The organism is Streptomyces asiaticus, from assembly GCF_018138715.1.
Taxonomy (GTDB): domain Bacteria; phylum Actinomycetota; class Actinomycetes; order Streptomycetales; family Streptomycetaceae; genus Streptomyces; species Streptomyces asiaticus.
In genome coordinates this window covers 5,403,736-5,422,521 of record NZ_JAGSHX010000006.1, presented here as the reverse complement: position 1 = coordinate 5,422,521, position 18,786 = coordinate 5,403,736, and the positions used below count along the sequence as shown (strand labels likewise).

Annotated in this window: 12 protein-coding genes; 6 read left to right on the top strand and 6 right to left on the bottom strand. The window is 71.0% G+C overall.

The window, feature by feature from the left end:
* Window positions 1-25 precede the first annotated feature (25 nt).
* A complete protein-coding gene (locus KHP12_RS30570) occupies window positions 26-2,614 on the bottom strand; it encodes a D-alanyl-D-alanine carboxypeptidase family protein (RefSeq protein WP_211833943.1) in 2,589 nt (862 codons plus the stop codon).
* Window positions 2,615-2,869: 255 nt separating this feature from the next.
* On the opposite strand from KHP12_RS30570, the gene KHP12_RS30565 reads away from it, so the two are divergent.
* The 3 genes from KHP12_RS30565 (at window position 2,870) to KHP12_RS30555 (ending at window position 5,303) form a co-directional block, all read left to right on the top strand.
* On the top strand, window positions 2,870-3,625 hold the full coding sequence (locus KHP12_RS30565) for a GOLPH3/VPS74 family protein (RefSeq protein WP_086884797.1): 756 nt from the start codon (window positions 2,870-2,872) through the stop codon (window positions 3,623-3,625).
* Window positions 3,626-4,006: 381 nt separating this feature from the next.
* Window positions 4,007-4,900: a helix-turn-helix domain-containing protein gene (locus KHP12_RS30560; protein ID WP_086884798.1), complete on the top strand. Its 894-nt coding sequence runs from the start codon at window positions 4,007-4,009 to the stop codon at window positions 4,898-4,900.
* A 193-nt stretch (window positions 4,901-5,093) separates the two neighbouring features.
* Window positions 5,094-5,303: a DUF397 domain-containing protein gene (locus tag KHP12_RS30555; protein ID WP_037947978.1), complete on the top strand. Its 210-nt coding sequence runs from the start codon at window positions 5,094-5,096 to the stop codon at window positions 5,301-5,303.
* 151 nt (window positions 5,304-5,454) lie between these two features.
* Here KHP12_RS30555 and KHP12_RS30550 read toward each other — a convergent pair whose 3' ends face one another.
* Window positions 5,455-6,282 (bottom strand): hypothetical protein, encoded by an 828-nt coding sequence (locus KHP12_RS30550; RefSeq protein WP_086884799.1) that lies wholly within the window; start codon window positions 6,280-6,282, stop codon window positions 5,455-5,457.
* A gap of 154 nt (window positions 6,283-6,436) precedes the next feature.
* Between KHP12_RS30550 and KHP12_RS30545 the strand changes: the two genes are divergently transcribed.
* Both KHP12_RS30545 and KHP12_RS30540 read left to right on the top strand, forming a co-directional pair.
* Entirely contained in the window at window positions 6,437-7,219 is a 783-nt protein-coding gene (locus KHP12_RS30545) for an SDR family oxidoreductase (RefSeq protein WP_086884800.1), read from the top strand.
* Window positions 7,220-7,533: 314 nt separating this feature from the next.
* A complete protein-coding gene (locus KHP12_RS30540; RefSeq protein ID WP_210609710.1) occupies window positions 7,534-9,108 on the top strand; it encodes a sodium:solute symporter family protein in 1,575 nt (524 codons plus the stop codon).
* Between the two features lie 92 nt (window positions 9,109-9,200).
* On the opposite strand, the gene KHP12_RS30535 is transcribed toward KHP12_RS30540, so the two are convergent.
* Window positions 9,201-9,812, bottom strand: coding sequence for a GNAT family N-acetyltransferase (locus KHP12_RS30535; RefSeq protein ID WP_107471868.1), 612 nt, complete (start codon window positions 9,810-9,812; stop codon window positions 9,201-9,203).
* A 250-nt stretch (window positions 9,813-10,062) separates the two neighbouring features.
* Here KHP12_RS30535 and KHP12_RS30530 point away from each other — a divergent pair, with 250 nt between their 5' ends.
* On the top strand, window positions 10,063-11,490 hold the full coding sequence (locus tag KHP12_RS30530) for a glycosyltransferase 87 family protein (protein WP_086884801.1): 1,428 nt from the start codon (window positions 10,063-10,065) through the stop codon (window positions 11,488-11,490).
* On the opposite strand, the gene KHP12_RS30525 is transcribed toward KHP12_RS30530, so the two are convergent.
* The 3 genes from KHP12_RS30525 to KHP12_RS30515 form a co-directional block, all read right to left on the bottom strand.
* Complete coding sequence (locus tag KHP12_RS30525; protein WP_037947966.1) at window positions 11,475-12,599, bottom strand: ADP-ribosylglycohydrolase family protein; 1,125 nt, start codon at window positions 12,597-12,599, stop codon at window positions 11,475-11,477. The two genes, KHP12_RS30530 and KHP12_RS30525, sit on opposite strands and share 16 nt — an antisense overlap.
* 184 nt (window positions 12,600-12,783) lie before the next feature.
* Window positions 12,784-15,804 (bottom strand): tetratricopeptide repeat protein, encoded by a 3,021-nt coding sequence (locus tag KHP12_RS52505; RefSeq protein WP_211833942.1) that lies wholly within the window; start codon window positions 15,802-15,804, stop codon window positions 12,784-12,786.
* 91 nt (window positions 15,805-15,895) lie between these two features.
* A complete protein-coding gene (locus tag KHP12_RS30515) occupies window positions 15,896-18,508 on the bottom strand; it encodes a bifunctional FO biosynthesis protein CofGH (protein WP_086884803.1) in 2,613 nt (870 codons plus the stop codon).
* Window positions 18,509-18,786: the final 278 nt, after the last annotated feature.

The following is an 18,786-nucleotide window of genomic DNA, read 5'->3' as shown; positions in this document are numbered from 1 at the left end:
CCCTCTATCCCACTTCCCGCGCGGGTCAGCCGATACGGGTCAGTTTCGCGCCGAACGACGGCTCGGACAGATCGCTCTGAAGGGCCACCGGCGCCTTGAGCTGTCCGGGGCCCGTGCCCACGGTCACCTCGCCGACGACCGTGCCCGCCTTGGCCGAGTGCGGCACTGTCTTACCGCCGTCGCCGATCTTGATGTCGACCGTCAGACCGGACCAGCCGACCGCCTTCAGATCCTTGGTGGCGACGACCGGCGTGGTGCCGCCGAGGCCGTCGTCGACCTGGCCGACGACATCGCCCTTCTTGATGACGGTGGCCGAGGTGAGGGCGTCCTGCGCGGCGGTGATCAGCTTGTAGCTGTTGGTCTGGGCGAGCTGGAGGCTGGCGTCCAGGGTGGTGGTCGCGCGCTGCTCGAGGACCACACCCAGGATCCGCTGCTTCTTGCCGTCGATCGTCCGCACGGCCCCCCACATCAGCGCACCGCCGGCCGGGGTGGACGAACCGGTCTTGATACCGATCACACCCGGCTTCACCAGCAGATTGTTGTTGTTGTAGATGCGGTCGTCGAGACCCGGGATATCGGTGTTGGGCGTGGCCACGACCACCCGGAAGGCGTCGGACTGCATGGCCGCCTTCGCCAGCTTCAGCTGGTCGGCCGCGGTGGACTTGGTGGACTCCTTCAGACCGCTGGGGTCGGTGTAGGTGGTGTGCTTCATCCCCAGGCTGTCGGCCGCGTCGTTCATCTTCTTCACGAACGCGTCGAGCGATCCGGCGTCCCAGCGGGCGAGCAGCCGGGCGATGTTGTTGCTGGAGTTGATCAGCAGCAGCTGGAGCAGCTGGTGCTGGGTGAAGGCCTGCCCCTCCTTGACCGCGGCCCGCGACTCGTCGGCGGACTTCGCCTCCTGGGCCGCCTGCGCGTCGATCTTGATCTTCGGACCCTCCGCGTCGCCCTTCAGCGGATGGTCCTTGAGCACCACATAGGCCGTCATGACCTTGGTGACGCTGGCGATCGGCACGGGCTTCTGCTCGCCGGAGGTGCCCAGGCTGCCGACGCCCTCGACCTCGGCGGCGGACTGCCCCTGGTCGGGCCACGGCATGGAGAGCGCCTCGCCGCCGAAGCGGTAGCTGGCGTCCGAGGTGAGCTTCAGCGACGGATCCGGCAGCGGCCGCAGCGCCTGGACGACGCCCAGGATGATCACCAGCAGCACGGCCAGCGGCGTCCAGATCTTGACCCGGCGGACCGCGGTCCGCAGCGGTGTCTCGGGCTTGGGCGGCGTATTGGTCAGCTGCGCCAGCAGATCGAGCGGGGCGGGCTGCTTGCCGTCCGGGGTCAGCGGCGGCAGCGGCTGCTGCTTGGTCCGCTCGGCCTCGGGGACCGCGGTGGGCGGGGCAGCCGGGGCCTTCGGCGCGGCGGGCGGGTCCGCGGGCTTCGGCGGGGCCGGGTCGTCGGGGGACCGCAGCGGGACGAACTTGCTGGTCCGCTCGTTGTCCGACTCACCGACGGGCTTCTTGCCGGACGTCTTCGCGTCGGACGCCTTGTCGGCAGTCTTGCCCTCGGACGCCTTGTCGGCGGTCTTGGCCTCGGCCGTCTTGGCCTCGGACGCCTTGTCGGCCGTCTTGGCCTCGGCAGTCTTGCTGTCGGCCGGGGGGCTGACCGCCTTGAAGGCGGTGGTCGGCTGGTCGACGCCCTTCTTGCCGCCCTTACCGCCCTTACCGTCCTTACCGGGCTTCTCCGGGAGCACGCCGAAGGCGGCCGTCGGACGGTCGATCGGCTTGTCGGAGGCGTCGTCGTCCGCGTCGGACGCGGCGGCCTTACCGTCGGACGCGGCGGCCTTACCGTCGGACGCGGCGGCCTTACCGTCGGACGCGGCGGCCTTACCGGACTCGCCCTTGGGCTCGTCCGCCTTGGTCTCGTCCTTCTTCTTGGCCTCGTCCTTCTGGGACTCGCCCTTCTCGGACTCGCCCTTCTCGGACTCGTCCTTCTTCTCCTTGCCCTCGGCTTCCGCCTTGGGCTTCACCGTACGGAAGACGGCCGTCCGCTGATCCACCGACGGCTTCGACGGCTCGTCACCGTCCCCATCCGCCCCGGCTTCGGACGCACGCTCAACCTTCGCGTCGGCGTCCGCGTCATCAGAGTCGTCGGCGCCATGGGAGTCATCGGAGTCATCGGCGCCGTCCGCACCGTCCTCATCCGCCTCCGCCTCCGCCTCCGCCTCCGCCTCCGCGTCGGGCTCGGCCGCATCCCCCTTGGGCGATTCGTCCGATGCACCGGCATCCGCCTCCGGCTCCGCCTTCGCCTCCGACGTCCCGGAACCTTCGCCCTGTTCACTATCGCGAACACCAGAAACCTTCGCGTCGCCCCGGTCGACCGCCGGTGCCTCTGGTTCCGCTTCCGCCTCCGCTTCGGCCTTCGCCTGGGAGGTCACCCCGGGCTCGTCGGAAGCCGAATCCGGCTCCTCGGAACCCGACCGGAGGTCGTCGGACACGACGGCGACCGCCGTCGAGCCCTGGCCCGCCTCCGCTTCGCGCGAGATCGCGAGCCTCGGATCGCTCTCTCCCCTAGCCGTCTCCCCCGACGACTTCTGCTGATCCGACCTGCCGGGGGACTCGCCCGCCACCGATGCCTCCTCGATATGTGTCGCGGGACGCCCTACGCCCCATGGCGTCACGTCCCGCAGCCCAACCTCTACCAGTGTCCTGTGTGTCCGGCACGCGATCGCGCAGCGCCACAGCCGGAGAGCGTCTTCAGGTGCCCGCCCACCTGCTAGACGAGAACGACATACCTACTGGTTCCCACCCAAACCCCCCAGGCACTCTCGACAGACCAATGTGAGAGGGGTCACCCTGTCATTCATCCACGCGGGGAGGCATGGATGGGCAGGAGCCGCAGAACCATTCCGGAGGAGCTTCTGCTGCTCGCTTTGGACCCGACCACGGGTACCACGGCGCAGCCGCAGTCGCTTGACCTTGGTCTTGCCGGGGCACAGCTAGTAGAGCTGGCCTTGGCCGGACGGATAGCCCCTGACGGGGATCGTATCGCCGTGGTGCTGCCACGGCCGACCGGAGATCCGACTCTGGACTCCGCACTGGAGTTGCTGCGCCGACGCGGCAGCCCGGTGCGCGCGGTCCACTGGATCGGCGGGCCCCGACTGGGGCTGCGCCAGACGTACCTCACGCACCTGGAGCGCTGTGGCATGGTGCATGCCGTCGCGGGCCAGATGTGTGGCGTACTGCCGACGACGCGCTACCAGGCGACGGACACGGCGATCAGCCGGGAGATCAGGGCCCGGCTGGACAGCGCGATCCGCACCGGCGTACCGCCGGACCCGCGGACCGCCGCGCTCGCCGCCCTGGCCCACGCGGTCGGGCTCGGCAAGCACCTGTATCCCGGGAACGAGGGGCGTTCCTCGCGCTCCAGGCTCCGGGATCTGATCCGGCACGACCCGATGGGCGGTCTCGTGGCGCACGCCGTGATGGACGTGCAGAACGGTGTCGCGGCGCAGCCACGGCGCGCACCGGCCGCGGGCCCGGGCCGACAGCCGGGACCACGCGCCGCGGCGGAGCCCGCGGCCGGCGTTCCGGCCCAGCCGTCCCGTCGCGGGAGCATGGCCCGCGTCGGAGCGCGCTGAGGCCCCTTCGGGGCACCATCGCACCATCACGCACCACCCAGCCCGTCGAACGCACCAGCAGCCCGTCAGCGGGGCGGCGGACACCGCTCCCGGCACCGTCCGGGGCGGAGCGCCACCGTCCGGCTCCGAGCAGCACCGAGCACCACTGACGCTCCACCGACCGCACCGCAGTCCCCACTGACCCGGTTCGGGAGCCGCTGAAGCGCGCGGGGTGGTGGGACGGCCGATTTGGACGACCGGCCGTCCCACCGCCCCGCGCGCGCGTTCGCCCACCGTTGTTCGGCCGCCCTTGTGCGGCCATTTCCCAGCGCGGCCCCGTCCGGTAGTGGCAGGCTGCTGAGCAGCATAAATCAGCAGTACGAAGCCGGAGGTGCACGTCCCGTGACATCGAACGTCGGCCCCACTGTCCGGCGACGCCGGTTGGGCCAGGAACTGCGCAGGCTCCGCCAGGAGAAGGGCATGACGGCGGAGGAGGTGGCTGAGGAGCTGATGGTCTCCCAGTCGAAGATCAGCCGACTGGAGAACGGGCGCCGCAGCATCAGCCAGCGCGATGTGCGCGACCTGTGCCGCACCTACAAGGTGGAGGACAAGGCGCTGGTCGATTCCCTGATGCAAATGGCGAAGGAGTCCCGCCAGCAGGGCTGGTGGAACGCCTTCGGCGATGTGCCGTACAGCGTCTACATCGGCTTCGAGACGGACGCGGCGTCGCTGCGGGTCTACGAACCCCAGGTGCTGCCCGGCCTCTTGCAGACCCCGGACTACGCGGAGGCGGTGATCAGCGGCGCCCTGCCGGAGGCCCCGCAGGACCAGATCGCGCAGCGGGTCCAGGTCCGGCTCAGGCGCCAGGAACGGATCACCGATCCACTGGCCCCGCTGCGGCTGTGGGCGGTCGTGGACGAGGCGGCGATGCGGCGGGTGGTCGGCAACTCCAAGATCATGAGCGATCAGCTGGACTATCTGGTCCGGATGAGCCACGAGCCCCATGTGACGGTGCAGGCGCTGCCCTTCGACATGGGGTCGCATCCGGGGATGAGCGGGCAGTTCACCATCCTGGAGTTCTCGGACGAGTCGGACACCAGCGTCGTCTATCTCGAGGGCGTGACCAGCGACCTGTATCTGGAGAAGCTCAGCGATGTACAGAGCTACAGCATGATGTACGAGCATCTGCGGGCCCAGGCGCTGAACGCGGATCAGAGCCGCCAGTTCATCACCGAGATGGCCCAGGAGCACGCCCGCCGGCACCAGGAGGAGAGCGAGGTGGCCCCGGCGGACTGAGAGGGGACGGAAACGCTCCGGCGCGAACGGCGAAGGGCGGAGACTACACCTCCGCGCCTCGCCGGGGAAGGGGCCACGGGAATATGCCATCCGGTCGAGTGAATGGCCCGCTTTCCAGACGATGTTGCCGAGTAACGTCGGTGACGCCTCCAATCGGGGGTGCGTCTCATCTACACAATGCATCGGAGCAATCGTGTCCATTCAGCAGGGAAAGACGAGCATGTGGGTGAAATCCTCGTACTCGGCCGGAAACGGCGCTTGCGTGGAAATCTCCTCCCCGGTCATCAGCGAGATCGCCGTGCGCGACTCCAAGGACCCCCAGGGACCGACGCTCAGCTTCGCCCCCGCATCGTGGTCGGCCTTTGTGTCCGACGTCAGCCGAGGCGCCTTCGACCTCGACTGATCTCCGCAACACCCGGCCACGGTAGCGCGGTCGGCGGCGCGGAGCGCCAAGCCCGCACCCGAGCCCTCTCGACCGGTCGCCGTCCCTGCCGAGAGGGCTCTTGCCGTTTCCGGCGCTTTCCCGCATCGCCGCTTCGGGGGGCATCGCCGGTTCAGCGGAGTTCCGCCACGTATTGGTCCGTACCGGGAATCGTCGGAATGAACGGCGCCATGAATTCCACCCGGCCGAGACCGGCATCGGCCACTTCGCCGTCCAGCCCGGTGAAACTGGGGTCCCAGCATTCCCGGGGGTCGGACTCCAGGAACCAGAGCAGGGTCAGCCGGGTGTCCACCCCCTCGACCTGCTTCACATACGACATCCGGTCCGAGGGCAGCGGGGTCGGCCGGAAGACCGTCACCATCGCGGCGGGCGAGCCCGCGAGCCGGCGCGGCAGATGTCTGGATCGGAGCCATGCGAGCAGTTCCTCCCGCTGCTCCGGGCCCTCGCTCTCGATCACCTCCAGTGCCAGCCCGGCGTAGGGGTGGTCCAGCGCGTGATGGTCACGCGGCCCGGCCGCCCCGTCCCGGTAGACGGTGGCCTCGTGGTCCTGGAAGGCCGTGAAGATGTGCGTACGGTCCTGATAGACCCGCCCGTCCCGCAGGAGCCGCTTGTTGATGCCGACCGTCCACCGCATGTGGTCCGCGTAGCGCCCCTCGGTGAGCCAGTAGACGGAGAGGTAGCAGCCGGCGGTCACCGGCTGGGCGATCGCCGACTTCTCGGGGTAGCGCAGCAGCTGGAGCTCACGGGTGGCGACCCAGCGGCGGCCCGCGTAGATCCACGGCATGGCCATCGCGCCCGCGATGAAGTGGTCGTCCTCGTACCAGCGGTTGTAGGCGTACTCATGGCCCGGGTGCGGCTCGACCAGGGTGATCAGGGCATGGCCCGGACGCACCCCGTATGGGCCGACGGAGGCCAGTTCCGCGTACGCGTCGCTCGTCATGTCCCTCAGGTGTAGCTGACGTGACGTCAGTTGGGGAGGGGTGTGTACGAATCAAGTGCGTGGAATCGGACGGCGAAACGGGGCCGGTGACGCTCTGGCCATCTCACGGCCGCGCCCCTAACCTGACGCGACGCCAGATACGGGAGGGACCGCCATGCCGCTGGAGGGCAAGACCGTCGTCGTCTCCGGGGTCGGACCCGGACTGGGGGCCCGGGTGGTGGCCGCCTGCGTCCGGGACGGGGCCCGGGTGGTGCTGGGGGCGCGGACCGAGGAGCGGCTGCCGAAGGTGGCGGAGGAGGTCGATCCGGGCGGCGAGCGCACCGCCTGGCGGCCCACCGACATCGCGGACGAGGCGCAGTGCGAGGCGCTGGCCGCGCTCGCCCTCGACCGCTTCGGCCGGATCGACGCCGTGGTCCATGTGGCCGCGCTGGACAGCCACTTCGGCGGGCTGGAGGACGCCGACTTCGCGTCCTGGGCCCGGGTGGTGGACATCAACCTGTTCGGGACGCTCCGGATGACCCGCGCCTGCCTGCCCGCGCTGAAGCGGAACGGCGGCTCGGTCGTGCTGATCGGCACCCAGTCGTCGTCCGCCGCCCCCACCGAGCTGCGCCAGACCGCCTACGCCGCCTCCAAGGGCGCGCTGACCTCCGCCATGTACGCGCTCGCGCGTGAGCTGGGTCCGCACCGGATACGGGTCAACACCGTGCAGCCCGGCTGGATGTGGGGGCCGCCGGTGCAGGCGTATGTGACCTTCACCGCGCAGACCGAGGGCGTGGGCGAGGCCGAGGTGCTGAGCCGGCTCACCGACCGGATGGCCCTGCCGGAGCTGGCGACGGACGGCGATGTGGCGGAGGCCGCGGCGTTCCTGGCCTCCGACCGGGCCCGGGCGATCACCGGGCAGTCGCTGCTGGTGAACGCCGGTGAACTGATGCGTTAGCGCGACTCCTGTCCGGCCTTTCGGGATCCCGCTCCCGTACGACCCAGCGATCGGTGGGCGTGCGTCTGACGAAGTGCCCGCTCATCGTGGGCGTACAGACATGCGAACGACAACGCCCCGTCAGGTCAAGAAACCGTAAATTCGTTCTTCTTCCTGATCCGCGTTCACATTCGTGACCTCTAGAACCCTTGACCGGTCACCCGAACGAGCGGTTCAATCCCGGAAGTACCCCGCTCCCGCTCGGGGGAACCGCCCATGACGAACGTCGCGGCGAAGTGCGCTCCCGTTCATATGGCGGACCCCTGGGAGGGGACATGAACAGTCTCGACTGGGTTGTACTGATCGGCTACTTCGGTGTCATGGTCGGCATCGGCCTCTGGTCCCACAAGCGTGTGGACAACGTCAGTGACTTCTTCACCGCGGGCGGCAAGATGCCGTGGTGGCTGTCCGGGATCTCGCACCACATGTCCGGCTACAGCGCGGTGATGTTCACGGGATACGCGGCCATCGCCTACCAATACGGCATCACCTCCTATGTCACCTGGTCCTTCCCCATCGCCATCGGCATCGCGATCGGCGCCAGTCTCTTCGCGCCGCGCCTGAACCGGGTGCGCAGCAAACTCAGGGTGGCCTCGCCGCTCGAATATCTGAAGAACCGCTACAACCTGCCCACGCAGCAGGCGCTGGCCTGGTCCGGGGTGCTGTTGAAGATCGTGGACGTGGGTGCCAAATGGGCGGCCATCGCCACCCTGCTCTCCATCTTCACCGGTGTCTCGCTCAACCAGGGCATCCTGATCACGGGCGCGGTCACCGCCGTCTACTGCACCGTCGGCGGGCTGTGGGCCGACGCGCTCACCGAACTCGGCCAGTTCATCATCCAGTTCGTGGCGGGCATCTCGATGCTGATCGCCGTACTCAACGAGCTGGACGGCTTCAGCACCTTCTGGACCGTCTGGGACGACCTCCCCGACAGCCACCACCAGCCGACCGTCGGCCCGTACACCCTGATCTTCCTGCTCGCGTACCTCTTCATCAAGACCTTCGAGTACAACGGCGGCATGTGGAACCAGGCGCAGCGCTACATGGCGACCGACAGCGCCCACTCCGCCAAGCGCTCGGCCCGGCTGTCGGCCATCCTGTGGTTCGTCTGGCCGCTGGTGCTGTTCTTCCCGATGTGGGTCGCACCGCTGGTCATCAAGACGGACAAGCCCGCCGACTCGTACGCCGAGATGGCCGAACACCTGCTGCCGCACGGTCTGCTGGGCCTGGTGATCGTCGGCTTCTTCTCGCACACCATGGCGATGTGTTCCTCGGACGCCAACGCGATCGCGGCCGTGGTGACCCGGGACATCATGCCCGCCATCTTCACGTCGGTACGGGAATGGTCCTCCCGCACCGGGCTGCTCGCGGCCCGCTACACCACGCTGCTCTTCCTCGCCCTGTCGATGGCCATCGCCACCCAGGTCAACTCGGACTTCTTCGGGGACATCATCACCGTCGTGATCAAGTGGGTCGCCGGACTCATGGGGCCGATCGCGATCCCGCTGATGCTCGGCATGCTGGCCACCTTCCGCAAGTCGGGTCCGACGGCGGCGCTGGTCAGCTGGGCCATGGGGCTGATCGCCTTCTACCTGGTCAACTACCCGATCAACGACGCGATCGACGGAGGCGTCAACCTGGAGTACCAGATCTCCGTCCCACTCGCGGTCTCGCTCGTGCTCTTCATCGTCGTCGGCTACATCAAGCCCGAGGACACCCCGGAGCGCGATGCCATCCTCGCCTCGCTCAACTCGGATGACGACGGGCCGGGTTCCGCGAGTGCCGCGCTGTCGGTGCCGGAGCAGGGCGACGCGGACGACCGCAAGTCGGTCGCCGGCGCCACGGACTGACGCCTTCCGCGCGGCGGCCATGACCCGGGCCGCCGGTCACCACCCGGTGCGGGGTGACCGGCGGCCCGGGTCCCTGTGTGGGTGCGTGGCGTCTATTGGTGGGCGCGGGCCGTCAGGTCGCACTGCATGAGGTGGGTGTCGATCCAGCGCCCGTGCTTGTGGCCGACCCCGGCCAGCAGACCCGCCGGGCGGAAGCCGAAGCGCCGATGCAGGGCGGTCGAGGCATCGCTGCCGGAGTCGGCGATGACCGCGACCACCTGCCGTACGCCCGCCTCGGCACAGCGGGTGAGCAGCGCGTCGAGCAGCGCGGCCCCGAGCCCCGCGCCGGTCCGCCCGGGGGCGAGGTAGATGGCGTCCTCGGCGGTGTGGCGGTAGGCGGGCTTGGGGCGCCAGGGCCCGGCGTAGGCGTATCCGGCGACCGTAAGGCGGCCGTTTTCGGGGACCGTAAGGCCGTCGCCTTCGGAGGACGTACGGCCGTCGCCTTGGGAAGCCGTACGGCCGTCGTCGACCTCGGCGACCTCGGCGACCAGGAACGGCAGCCCCCGGTCGGTCAGCTCGGCCAGCCGCCGGGCCCAGTCCTCGACGGTGGGCGGGGTCTCCTCGAAGGTGACGACGGTCTCGGTGACGTAGTGACCGAAGATCGCGGCGATGGCGTCCAGGTCGGCGTGGGTGGCATCACGTATGACGGCGGCGGAGGCAGGCACCGGCCCACCTTACGGCCAGCCGTTCCCGGCGGGGCGGAAGTGGAACGCGGGGCCGGGGTGGCGGTGAGGAGGTCCCGCCTGTCCAGGCAACCTTTTGCTCACCTGCGGTTCGCATCCGGAACGTACTATGGTCGGCCGTCCGAGCCCGCCCCCGACCGCGCCAACCGCACCGACCGCACCGACCGCACCGACCGGACCCGACTCGCCCCGCCCCACCGAGCCGCCGTCCCCCGGGACCTCTGGAGCCCCCGTGACCGCCACCCAGACGATCACCGACTCCCGGATCCACCGGGCCCGCGCCCTCGTACTGCGCCGACCGGTCCTGTGCGCGGCGGTCTTCTGCCTGCTCTCCTTCACCGGGTTCTGGATCGCGCAGCGGGCCGCCCAGGTGTCGATGGTCGATCTGCTGGTCTATCGCGCCGAGGGATGGACCGTACGCAATGCGATGGATCTGTATGACATGCGGGCGACTGAGCACAATCTGCCCAATACCTATCCGCCGTTCGCGGCCCTGCTCTTCACCCCGCTGACCGTGATGAGCACGGGCGTCCTGCGGACCTTCGGGACGGCCGTCAATCTCGTCCTGATGGTCGCCGTGGCCCATCTGTCGCTGCGGCTGATCGGACGGCCCGCGCGAGTGCCCCGACCGGCCGCCGTCCTGGCCCTGGCCGCCGTCGGGGTGTGGTGCGAGCCGGTGTGGACGACGCTGCGCTACGGGCAGATCAATCTGCTGGTCACAGCGCTGGTGCTATGGGATCTGACCCGCCGGTCTGGCCACCGCTGGGCGGGGGTCGGGACGGGCATAGCCACCGGGATCAAGCTCACCCCGGGGCTCTTCGTGGTCTTCCTGGGGCTCGCCGGACTCTTCCTCGGCCTGCGGCGGCTGCGGGCGGCCCGGGCGGCCCGGGCGGCCCGCGGGCGCACCGGGCCCGGGAGCGGTCCGCCGCCCCGGCGTCTCCTGAACGACCATCTGCGGCGCGCGGCCGTCGCGACCGCCGCCTTCGTCCTTACGGTCGCGTTCTCGGCCCTGGCGCTGCCGCATGACTCCCGGCGCTTCTGGACCGAGGTCGTCTTCGCCACCGACCGCCCGGGCGATGTCGAGGGCGCTGGCAACCAGAACCTCAAGGGCGCCCTCGCGCGTGTGCTGCACACCCCCGATCCGGGCCTGTGGTGGCTGGCAGCGGCCGCCCTGGTCGGCTGTGTGGGCCTGGCCACGGCGGTGGCCGCCCAGCTGACCGACGAAAGCCGCCTGCCCAACGCCCGCGCCTGGGCCGCCCTGACCTGCGCGGTGACCGCCCTCATGGTCAGCCCGGTCTCCTGGTCGCACCACTGGGTGTGGGCCGTCCCGATGGTCCTGCTGCTCGCGGTGGAGGCGGTGCGGCGGCGCACGGCGGGCTGGACGGCCTGGACGGTGGTGACCGGGCTGCTGTTCTGCTCCTTCATGGTCTGGTACGCGCCCCACAGCCGGCCGACCCGGGTGGAGCTCCACCAGAACCCGGCCCAGATGCTGCTCACCGCCGTCTATCCGCTGATCGGCGTCGCCTTCCTGGGCGTGGCCGGGTATCTGACCGTGCGCGCCGTAAGGCGTCCATGGCGTCCCTGGGAGGGAATCGGGACCCTGGAGCGGCAGCGGACCACCGCCGGTGCGGGCGCGGAGCGGACCTACGCGCGGGGGTAGCGGGTGAGCCAGGCCGGGGAGGAGCTGCCGGGGCCGTGCAGGGCCGGGCCCTGGGTCATCTCCATGGCGAAGTCGTCGGCCAGCTCCAGGATCGTGCCGCGCCCCTCGACCTCAGCCAGCCAGGCGGGCGGCAGCGCCGTCTCGCCGTGCAGCGCGCCCAGCAGATTGCCGCAGATGGCCGCCGTGGAGTCGCTGTCCCCGCCGTGGTTGACCGCGAGCAGCAGCCCGTGGCGTACGTCCTCGGCGACCAGGGCGCAGTACAGGCCCATCGCCAGGGCCTCCTCGCCGGTCCAGCCCTCGCCGAGCGAGGCGACGCGGTCGGGGGTCGGCAGGCCCTGACGTACGGCGCCGAGGGCGTGCCGCAGCGCGTGGGTGGTCTCCTCGTGGCCGGGACGGGCGGCCAGATGGGCGAGGGCGCGCTGGACGGCCCCGTCCAGCGCCTCGCCGCGCGCCAGGCCGTGCACGATGAGGGCGAAGGCGCCGGCCGCGAGATAGCCGGTGGGGTGGCCATGGGTCTGGGCCGCGCACTCGATGGCCAGCTGGAAGACCAGCTGCGGCTCCCAGCCCACCAGCAGTCCGAACGGCGCGGAGCGCATCACGGCGCCGCATCCCTTGGAGTCCGGGTTCTTGGGCCGCTCCAGGGTGCCCATGGTCTCGTCGGCGAGCCCGGTGATACAGGCCCGGCCCGGGGACCGCTGGGCGTACAGCCACTCCTCGCGGGCCAGCCAGCCGGCGTCCTTACGGCGCTCATCGGGGCCCCAGTCACGCTGGGTGGAGTACCAGCGGCGGTGGGCGGAGTGGATGTCGGTGGGCGGGTGCCAGGCCCCGGTGTCGCGGCGCACCTGCGCCCGTATCAGTCCATCCACCGTGAACAGCGTCATCTGGGTGTCGTCGGTGACCCGTCCGCGGCCGCCATAGGCGGGCAGGAAGTCCGTCACGCCCTCGGGTCCGTGCGCCGCCCTGATCTCGTCCAGGGAGGCGAACTCCACGGCCGCCCCCAGCGCGTCCCCAATGGCCCCGCCGAGCAGACAGCCGCGCACCCGGCTGCGGAAGTCCTGCTGTTCGGCGCGGCCCCATACGCCGGTCGCTGCGCTGGCGGTTGCGGTCACGACCTATGCCTCATTTCTTCGCTGCGTGAATGGCCCAGAACTGTCTTTGAACTGTAATGGACACCTAATGATCGCCTCTTGGTCGCCGCGGATTGTGAAGGCGTCATCACGGAGAAGACGACGGAGTGTCGCATTCCGAGAATGCGAATTCCCTCACCGAATGTCGGCCGCGTACCGAAAGCCCTTATCCGAGCGCCGTCCGGCCGTGGTCCAGGCTCGCCCGGAGCTCGGCGAGCGGGGCGCGCAGGGCGGCGAGCAGGGTGGGGTCGGCGCCGGGACACTGGGCGAGGTCGTCCAGGGCGCGTATGACGTCGTCGACGATCTCCCAGTACGGCCGGGTGGCGGTCAGCTCCGCCACGAGACGCTCCGCCCCGGCCCCGTCCCCGAGGACGGCCCTGCTGACGATCGGAGCGGCCACTCTGGCCTGCGCGTCCCACTGGCCGCCGTGCTCCTCCAGGAGTGCCTCGAAGGCGATCCACCGCTCTCGCGCCTCGGGGAGACCTGCCGTGCGGCTCACCAGCATCGCGCGCTCGAAGGCGATGTCGAGGTCCTGGCCGTCCAGGGCGGTCGCCCGCTCGATGTCCGTGGCGGCCTCGGCGTACCGGCCCGCCCGGCGGTGGCACCTGGCCCTCGCCTCCAGCGCCTGGAGGTCGTCGGGGTCGAGCCCGAGCGCCCGGTCCAGATCGGCGAGGGCCGCCTTGTCCTCGCCGAGGCGCAGCCGCAGGGCGCCCCGGTTCGCGGGCACCCAGGCGTCGTCGGGATCGGCGGAGAGGGCGGTGTCGAAATCGGCCAGGGCCTCGCCGAGCCGGCCGATGTGCTGATACGTCTGCCCCCGCCGGACCAGGGCGAACACATACGACGGCTCGATCTCGATGGCCCGGCCGAAGTCCGCCAGCGCCTCCTGGAAGCGGTCCGTCATCCGGTACGCCTCACCTCGCTCGGCGAGCGCCCCCTGATCGTCCGGATGGGACGCGAGGTAGCCGTCGGCCGCGCTGATCGCCTCCTCGTAGCGGTCCAGGTTGCGGAGGGCGTGGATATGGCTGAACCCGGCGTGATCGGAGCCGAGTTCGATGGACCGTTCGGCGTCCGCGAGCGACTCCTCGTACCGCCCGAGCATCCGGTAGGTCGCGGCCCGCTCCGCGTGGGCCCAGGCCCATTTGGGTGTGATCTCCAGCGCTCGGGTGAAATCCGCCAGCGCGCTGTCGTAGTCCCGTATCGCGTGGTGGACCAGGCCGCGGGTGGATACGGTCCACGCGCTCCCATCGTCCAGGTCGCAGGAGCGGGTGAGGTCGGCCAGGGCCTCCTCGAATCGCCCCAGAAGGCTGTTCACCTCGCCGCGCCGGGACAGCGCCCAGGCGGAGTCGGGATCCAGTTCCAGGGCGCGATCGAGGCTTTCCAAAGCCTGCTCGTAACGCTCCATACCAAGGTACGTATACCCGCGGGCCGCGTGGGCGCGATCGCTGTCGGCGTCCAGCTCCAGCGCTCGCTCCGCGTCCGCCAGCGCCCCCTCCAGCTCGTCCATGTGCGCCCGGGCCGTACTGCGGAGCGCGAAGGCCGTGGCCAGGGCCCGCTCGTCCTGCCCGACCTCGTCGATCAGGAGCGTCATGGTCGTCGCCACCTCGCTCACATTGGACCCCGCCAGGAATCGCTCGCCCCATGCGCGTACGGACTCGACTCCGCAGTCGCGGCCCACCTCCAGCAGCATCCGCATCCAGCGGCGTTCCCAGGACACCGACGCGTGGTCCAGATAGACGCCCAAGTACGCCCGCAGCTCCGCCCGCAGCGCCGCCTCCGGATTCGCGCAGAGCCGGTGGTACGCCTCCTCCAGCCGGCAGTCCAGCCACCGCTCGTGCTCCCACTTCCCGTCCCCCTCCAGCGACTCCTCGATCTCCCGCTGCCACCCCGCGAAGGCATCGGCCAGCCGGAGGTGGCGGGCGCGCCACGCCTGCGGGGACTGGTTGCGCTGGAGTCGCAGCATGGCCGTGCGGACGACCTCGTGGTAGCGGCAGCGGCCGGAGCTGTCGGCGGCGAACGGGAGCGAGCGGAGCCAGCCGTAGAGCTCGGCCGCCTCCTCCCCCACCGCGGCCGCGAAGACGTCCTCGTCCAGGCGCCGGGGCAGGGCCGCGGCCAGGGCGACCGAGCGGTGGGTCTCGTCGCTCACCCACTTCAGGAAGCGCTCCACGGCGGTGCCGGAGGGGTCGCCCACCGCCTCGGGGGTGGTGGGCCGCGCCTCGGCCAGCATGGACACCAGCACCGGCAGCCCTCCGGTGAGCCGGAGGACGACCTCGATCACCTGCTCGTCGGCCACGCCCTTGGCCGTCAGGAGCTGCCGGGCCTCCGCCTCCGTGAACGGGACCAGGGGGAGGTCCACCACGAGGTCGGCGTAGTCGGCCCAGCAGCGCGGGGCGAGCGTGCCCTGTCCGGCCAGCGTCACCACCGCGTTGGCGGGGAGCGAGCCGTAGCGGCCCTCGAACATCACATCGCGCAGCCACAGGTCGAGCAGCGGGCCGGTGCGCTCATAGGTGTCGAAGAACCACGCCACCCAGGGCACGGAGGCGGCCACCTCGCCGACGTCCCTGAGGAACGCGGGGGTGAGCGCGTCCAGGGGCGACATCACCAGGTCGACATCGTCATGGCTGCGGAGGCGGGCGCTGAGCTTGGCCCGCGCGCGGTCGGCGGCCTGGGCGACCCGGTCGGGTTCCGCCGCCCCGGCGAGCGCCCCGACGCCCGGCACCATGCCGAGCCCGACCAGCCCCGCCCGGACGGCGAACGCGCTCGCCGCCGACGGCTGGGGGCCGCCCGCCGCTCCCTCCGGCGGCTGCGGCGCGGCGGGCTGCTGCGCCGCCGCGTCGGCCTCGTGGCGCCGCTGCCGGTAGGTCGCCAGCAGCTTGTCGAAGGACTTCAGCGGATGGCCCGCTTGCGCGAACTGGGCGCTGATGGCCGCCATGACCTCGGGGACGCTGTTCACCGACTCGTCCACGGAGGCGGTGAGCGCCCGGTGCTCCCGTGCGGTGTTCTCCAGCTGCCGCAGCAGTGTCGTCTTGCCCACCCCGGCGTCACCGCGCACATGGAACAGGAAGTGGTGCGCGGCGTCCTCGGGCGGCACGGCGAAGTTCTCCCGGAACGCGGCCATCTCCTGCCGCCGCCCCACGAACCGGCGCCGCCGCTGGATCAGCTCGCGCATCGTCGGACGCCGCTCTGCCATGGGTCCCCCTTCCCCCGCTCCCCATGGCAGCGTATCCACGCGGCGCGCCCCGGAGTATCGGCGCGGCGCGCCCGCGAACCGTGCGCCGGGGTCAGTCCCCCAGCACCGGGAGCAGCTCCGGCAGATGGCCGTCCGAGGCGAGGGCGGCGGCCTGGCGGTCCTCGGGGACGGGGCCGTAGGTGGTGCCACGGGCGCGGGCCGGGCGGCCGGCCAGCTCGGCGATGGCCACCAGGTCCTGGACGGAGCGGTAGGAGCCGTAGGAGGAGCCCGCCATACGGGAGATGGTCTCCTCCATAAGGGTGCCGCCCAGGTCGTTGGCGCCGGAGCGGAGCATCTCGGCGGCGCCCTCCGTGCCCAGCTTCACCCAGCTGGTCTGGATGTTGGGGATATGGGGGTGGAGCAGGATCCGCGCCATGGCCGTGACGGCGCGGTTGTCGCGGGTGGTGGGACCGGGGCGGGCGATACCGGCGAGGTAGACGGGGGCGTTGGTGTGGATGAAGGGGAGAGTGACGAATTCGGTGAAGCCGCCCGTCTCCTGCTGGATCTCGGCGAGCAGCCGCAGATGGGCCAGCCAGTGGCGGGGCTGGTCCACATGGCCGTACATCATCGTGGAGGAGGACCGGATGCCCAGCTCATGCGCCGTCTTGACGACCTCGACCCAGGTGGCCGTCGGCAGCTTGCCCTTGGTGAGGACCCAGCGCACCTCGTCGTCCAGGATCTCGGCGGCCGTGCCGGGGATGGTGTCCAGGCCCGCCTCGCGCGCCGCCGTCAGCCATTCACGGATGGACATGCCCGTACGGGTCGCGCCGTTGACGACCTCCATCGGGGAGAAGGCGTGGACATGCATCCCGGGCACGCGCTCCTTGACGGCGCGTGCGATGTCGAAGTACGCGGTGCCGGGCAGATCCGGGTGGATGCCGCCCTGCATGCACACCTCCACCGCGCCCACGTCCCACGCCTGCTGGGCGCGGTCGGCGACCTGGTTCAGGGAGAGGGTGTAGGCGTCGGCGTCGGTGCGGCGCTGGGCGAAGGCGCAGAAGCGGCAGCCGGTGTAGCAGACATTGGTGAAGTTGATGTTCCTGGTGACGATGTAGGTGACGTCGTCGCCCACGGTCGCCCGGCGCAGATCGTCGGCGATGCGGCACAGGGCGTCCAGCGCCGGGCCCTCGGCGTGGAGCAGGGCCAGCGCCTCGGGGTCGGTCAGCCGGGTCGGGTCGTCGGCGGCCTGGGCCAGCGCGGCCTTGACGTCAGTGTCGATGCGGGAGGGGACCATACCGGGGGCGGCGGCCTCGCGCAGCGCCTCCCAGTCGCCGTAGACCTCGTCGAAGTCCTCACGGCGGTCACCGGTGCGGCCCTCGGTGTCGATGGCGCGGTGCAGATCGGTGCGGCCGGAGGCGCTGAACGCCTCGTCAGGCTCCTGCCAGGGCAGCCCGGTGGGGATCGCGTCCTCACGGGCCAGGCCGGTCTCGGGGTCGGCGAGGGCGGTGACATGCGGCAGCAGCCGGGGGTCCAGCCAGGGCTCGCCGCGCCGGACGTACTCGGGGTAGACCGCGAGCCGTTCGCGCAGCCGGAAGCCGGCGGCCGCCGAGCGCTCGGCCAGCTCGTCCACCTGGGGCCAGGGGCGCTCCGGGTTGACGTGGTCCGGGGTGAGCGGGGAGACGCCGCCCCAGTCGTCGATACCGGCCCCGATGAGCTGCTCGTACTCCGCGTCCACCAGGTTGGGCGGCGCCTGGATGCAGGCGGACGGGCCCAGGATGTGACGGGCGACGGCGACGGTGGCCACCAGGTCGTCCAGTTCGGCGTCCGGCATCCCGCGCATGGCGGTGTCCGGCTTGGCGCGGAAGTTCTGGACGATGACTTCCTGGATGCCGTGGTACGAGCGGGAGACGCGGCGCAGCGCGAACAGCGACTCGGCCCGCTCCTCATGGTTCTCGCCGATCCCGATCAGCAGCCCGCTGGTGAACGGGACGGAGCTGCGCCCGGCGTCCTCCAGCACCCGCAGCCGCACCGCCGGCTCCTTGTCGGGCGAGCCGTAGTGGGGGCCGCCGGGCTCGCTCCACAGCCGCTCGGCGGTGGTCTCCAGCATCATCCCCATGGAGGGGGCGACCGGCTTGAGCCGCTGGAAGTCGGTCCAGGTCATCACGCCGGGGTTGAGGTGGGGCAGCAGGCCCGTCTCCTCCAGGATGCGGATGGCCATGGCCCGTACGTACGCGATGGTGTCGTCGTACCCCTCGGCCTCGAGCCATTCGCGCGCCTCGGGCCAGCGGTCCTCGGGGCGGTCGCCGAGGGTGATCAGCGCTTCCTTGCAGCCCATTTCGGCGCCCCGGCGGGCGATGGCCAGGACCTCGTCGGGCGACATGTACATCCCGTGTCCCGCGCGGCGCAGCTTGCCGGGGACGGTCGCGAAGGTGCAGTAGTGACACTTGTCCCGGCACAGCCGGGTGAGCGGGATGAAGACGCTGCGGGAGTAGGTGATGACCCCGGGGCGGCCGGCCGCCTCCAGGCCCGCGTCGCGGACCCGGGCGGCGGAGGCCATCAGCTCCCGCAGGTCGTCACCGCGCGCCTGGAGCAGCACCGCCGCCTCGGCGGTGTCCAGCGCCACGCCGTCGCGGGCGCGCTTGAGCGCACGGCGCATCGCGTTGGCTGTGGGGGCGGCGGAGCCAGTCGGGGCACCCGGTTCGTTTCCCTGCGCGCTCGTGGTCATCCTCCGAGCATACGAGCGGTGTGGGACACCGCCAGACGGCCCGGGCCTGCGGTTTTGTGGGTCTGATCACGGCGGCCGCGGGCCGCGGGCGGGAATACGGCGCGGTGGAACATGCGGGCTACACCCACTGGGCGCCGACGGCCACCGCCCGGACCGGACTTGGCGGGGGCGCGGATCGCCGGGCGGGCGGTGGCGGGGCCGGGGCGGGGCTGTCCGTTTCCTCTCGGCCATGGAGTTATCCACAGGGCTTTCCGCGCGTGTCACCCGCGCGTACAACG

Excerpts from the sequence above, each read along its gene's own strand:
- KHP12_RS52505 (WP_211833942.1), bottom strand. The coding sequence starts at position 15,804 with ATGGCAGAGCGGCGTCCGACGATGCGCGAGCTGATCCAGCGGCGGCGC.
- KHP12_RS30540 (WP_210609710.1), top strand. The coding sequence starts at position 7,534 with ATGAACAGTCTCGACTGGGTTGTACTGATCGGCTACTTCGGTGTCATG.
- KHP12_RS30545 (WP_086884800.1), top strand. The coding sequence starts at position 6,437 with ATGCCGCTGGAGGGCAAGACCGTCGTCGTCTCCGGGGTCGGACCCGGA.
- KHP12_RS30565 (WP_086884797.1), top strand. The coding sequence starts at position 2,870 with ATGGGCAGGAGCCGCAGAACCATTCCGGAGGAGCTTCTGCTGCTCGCT.
- KHP12_RS30515 (WP_086884803.1), bottom strand. The coding sequence starts at position 18,508 with ATGACCACGAGCGCGCAGGGAAACGAACCGGGTGCCCCGACTGGCTCC.
- KHP12_RS30550 (WP_086884799.1), bottom strand. The coding sequence starts at position 6,282 with ATGACGAGCGACGCGTACGCGGAACTGGCCTCCGTCGGCCCATACGGG.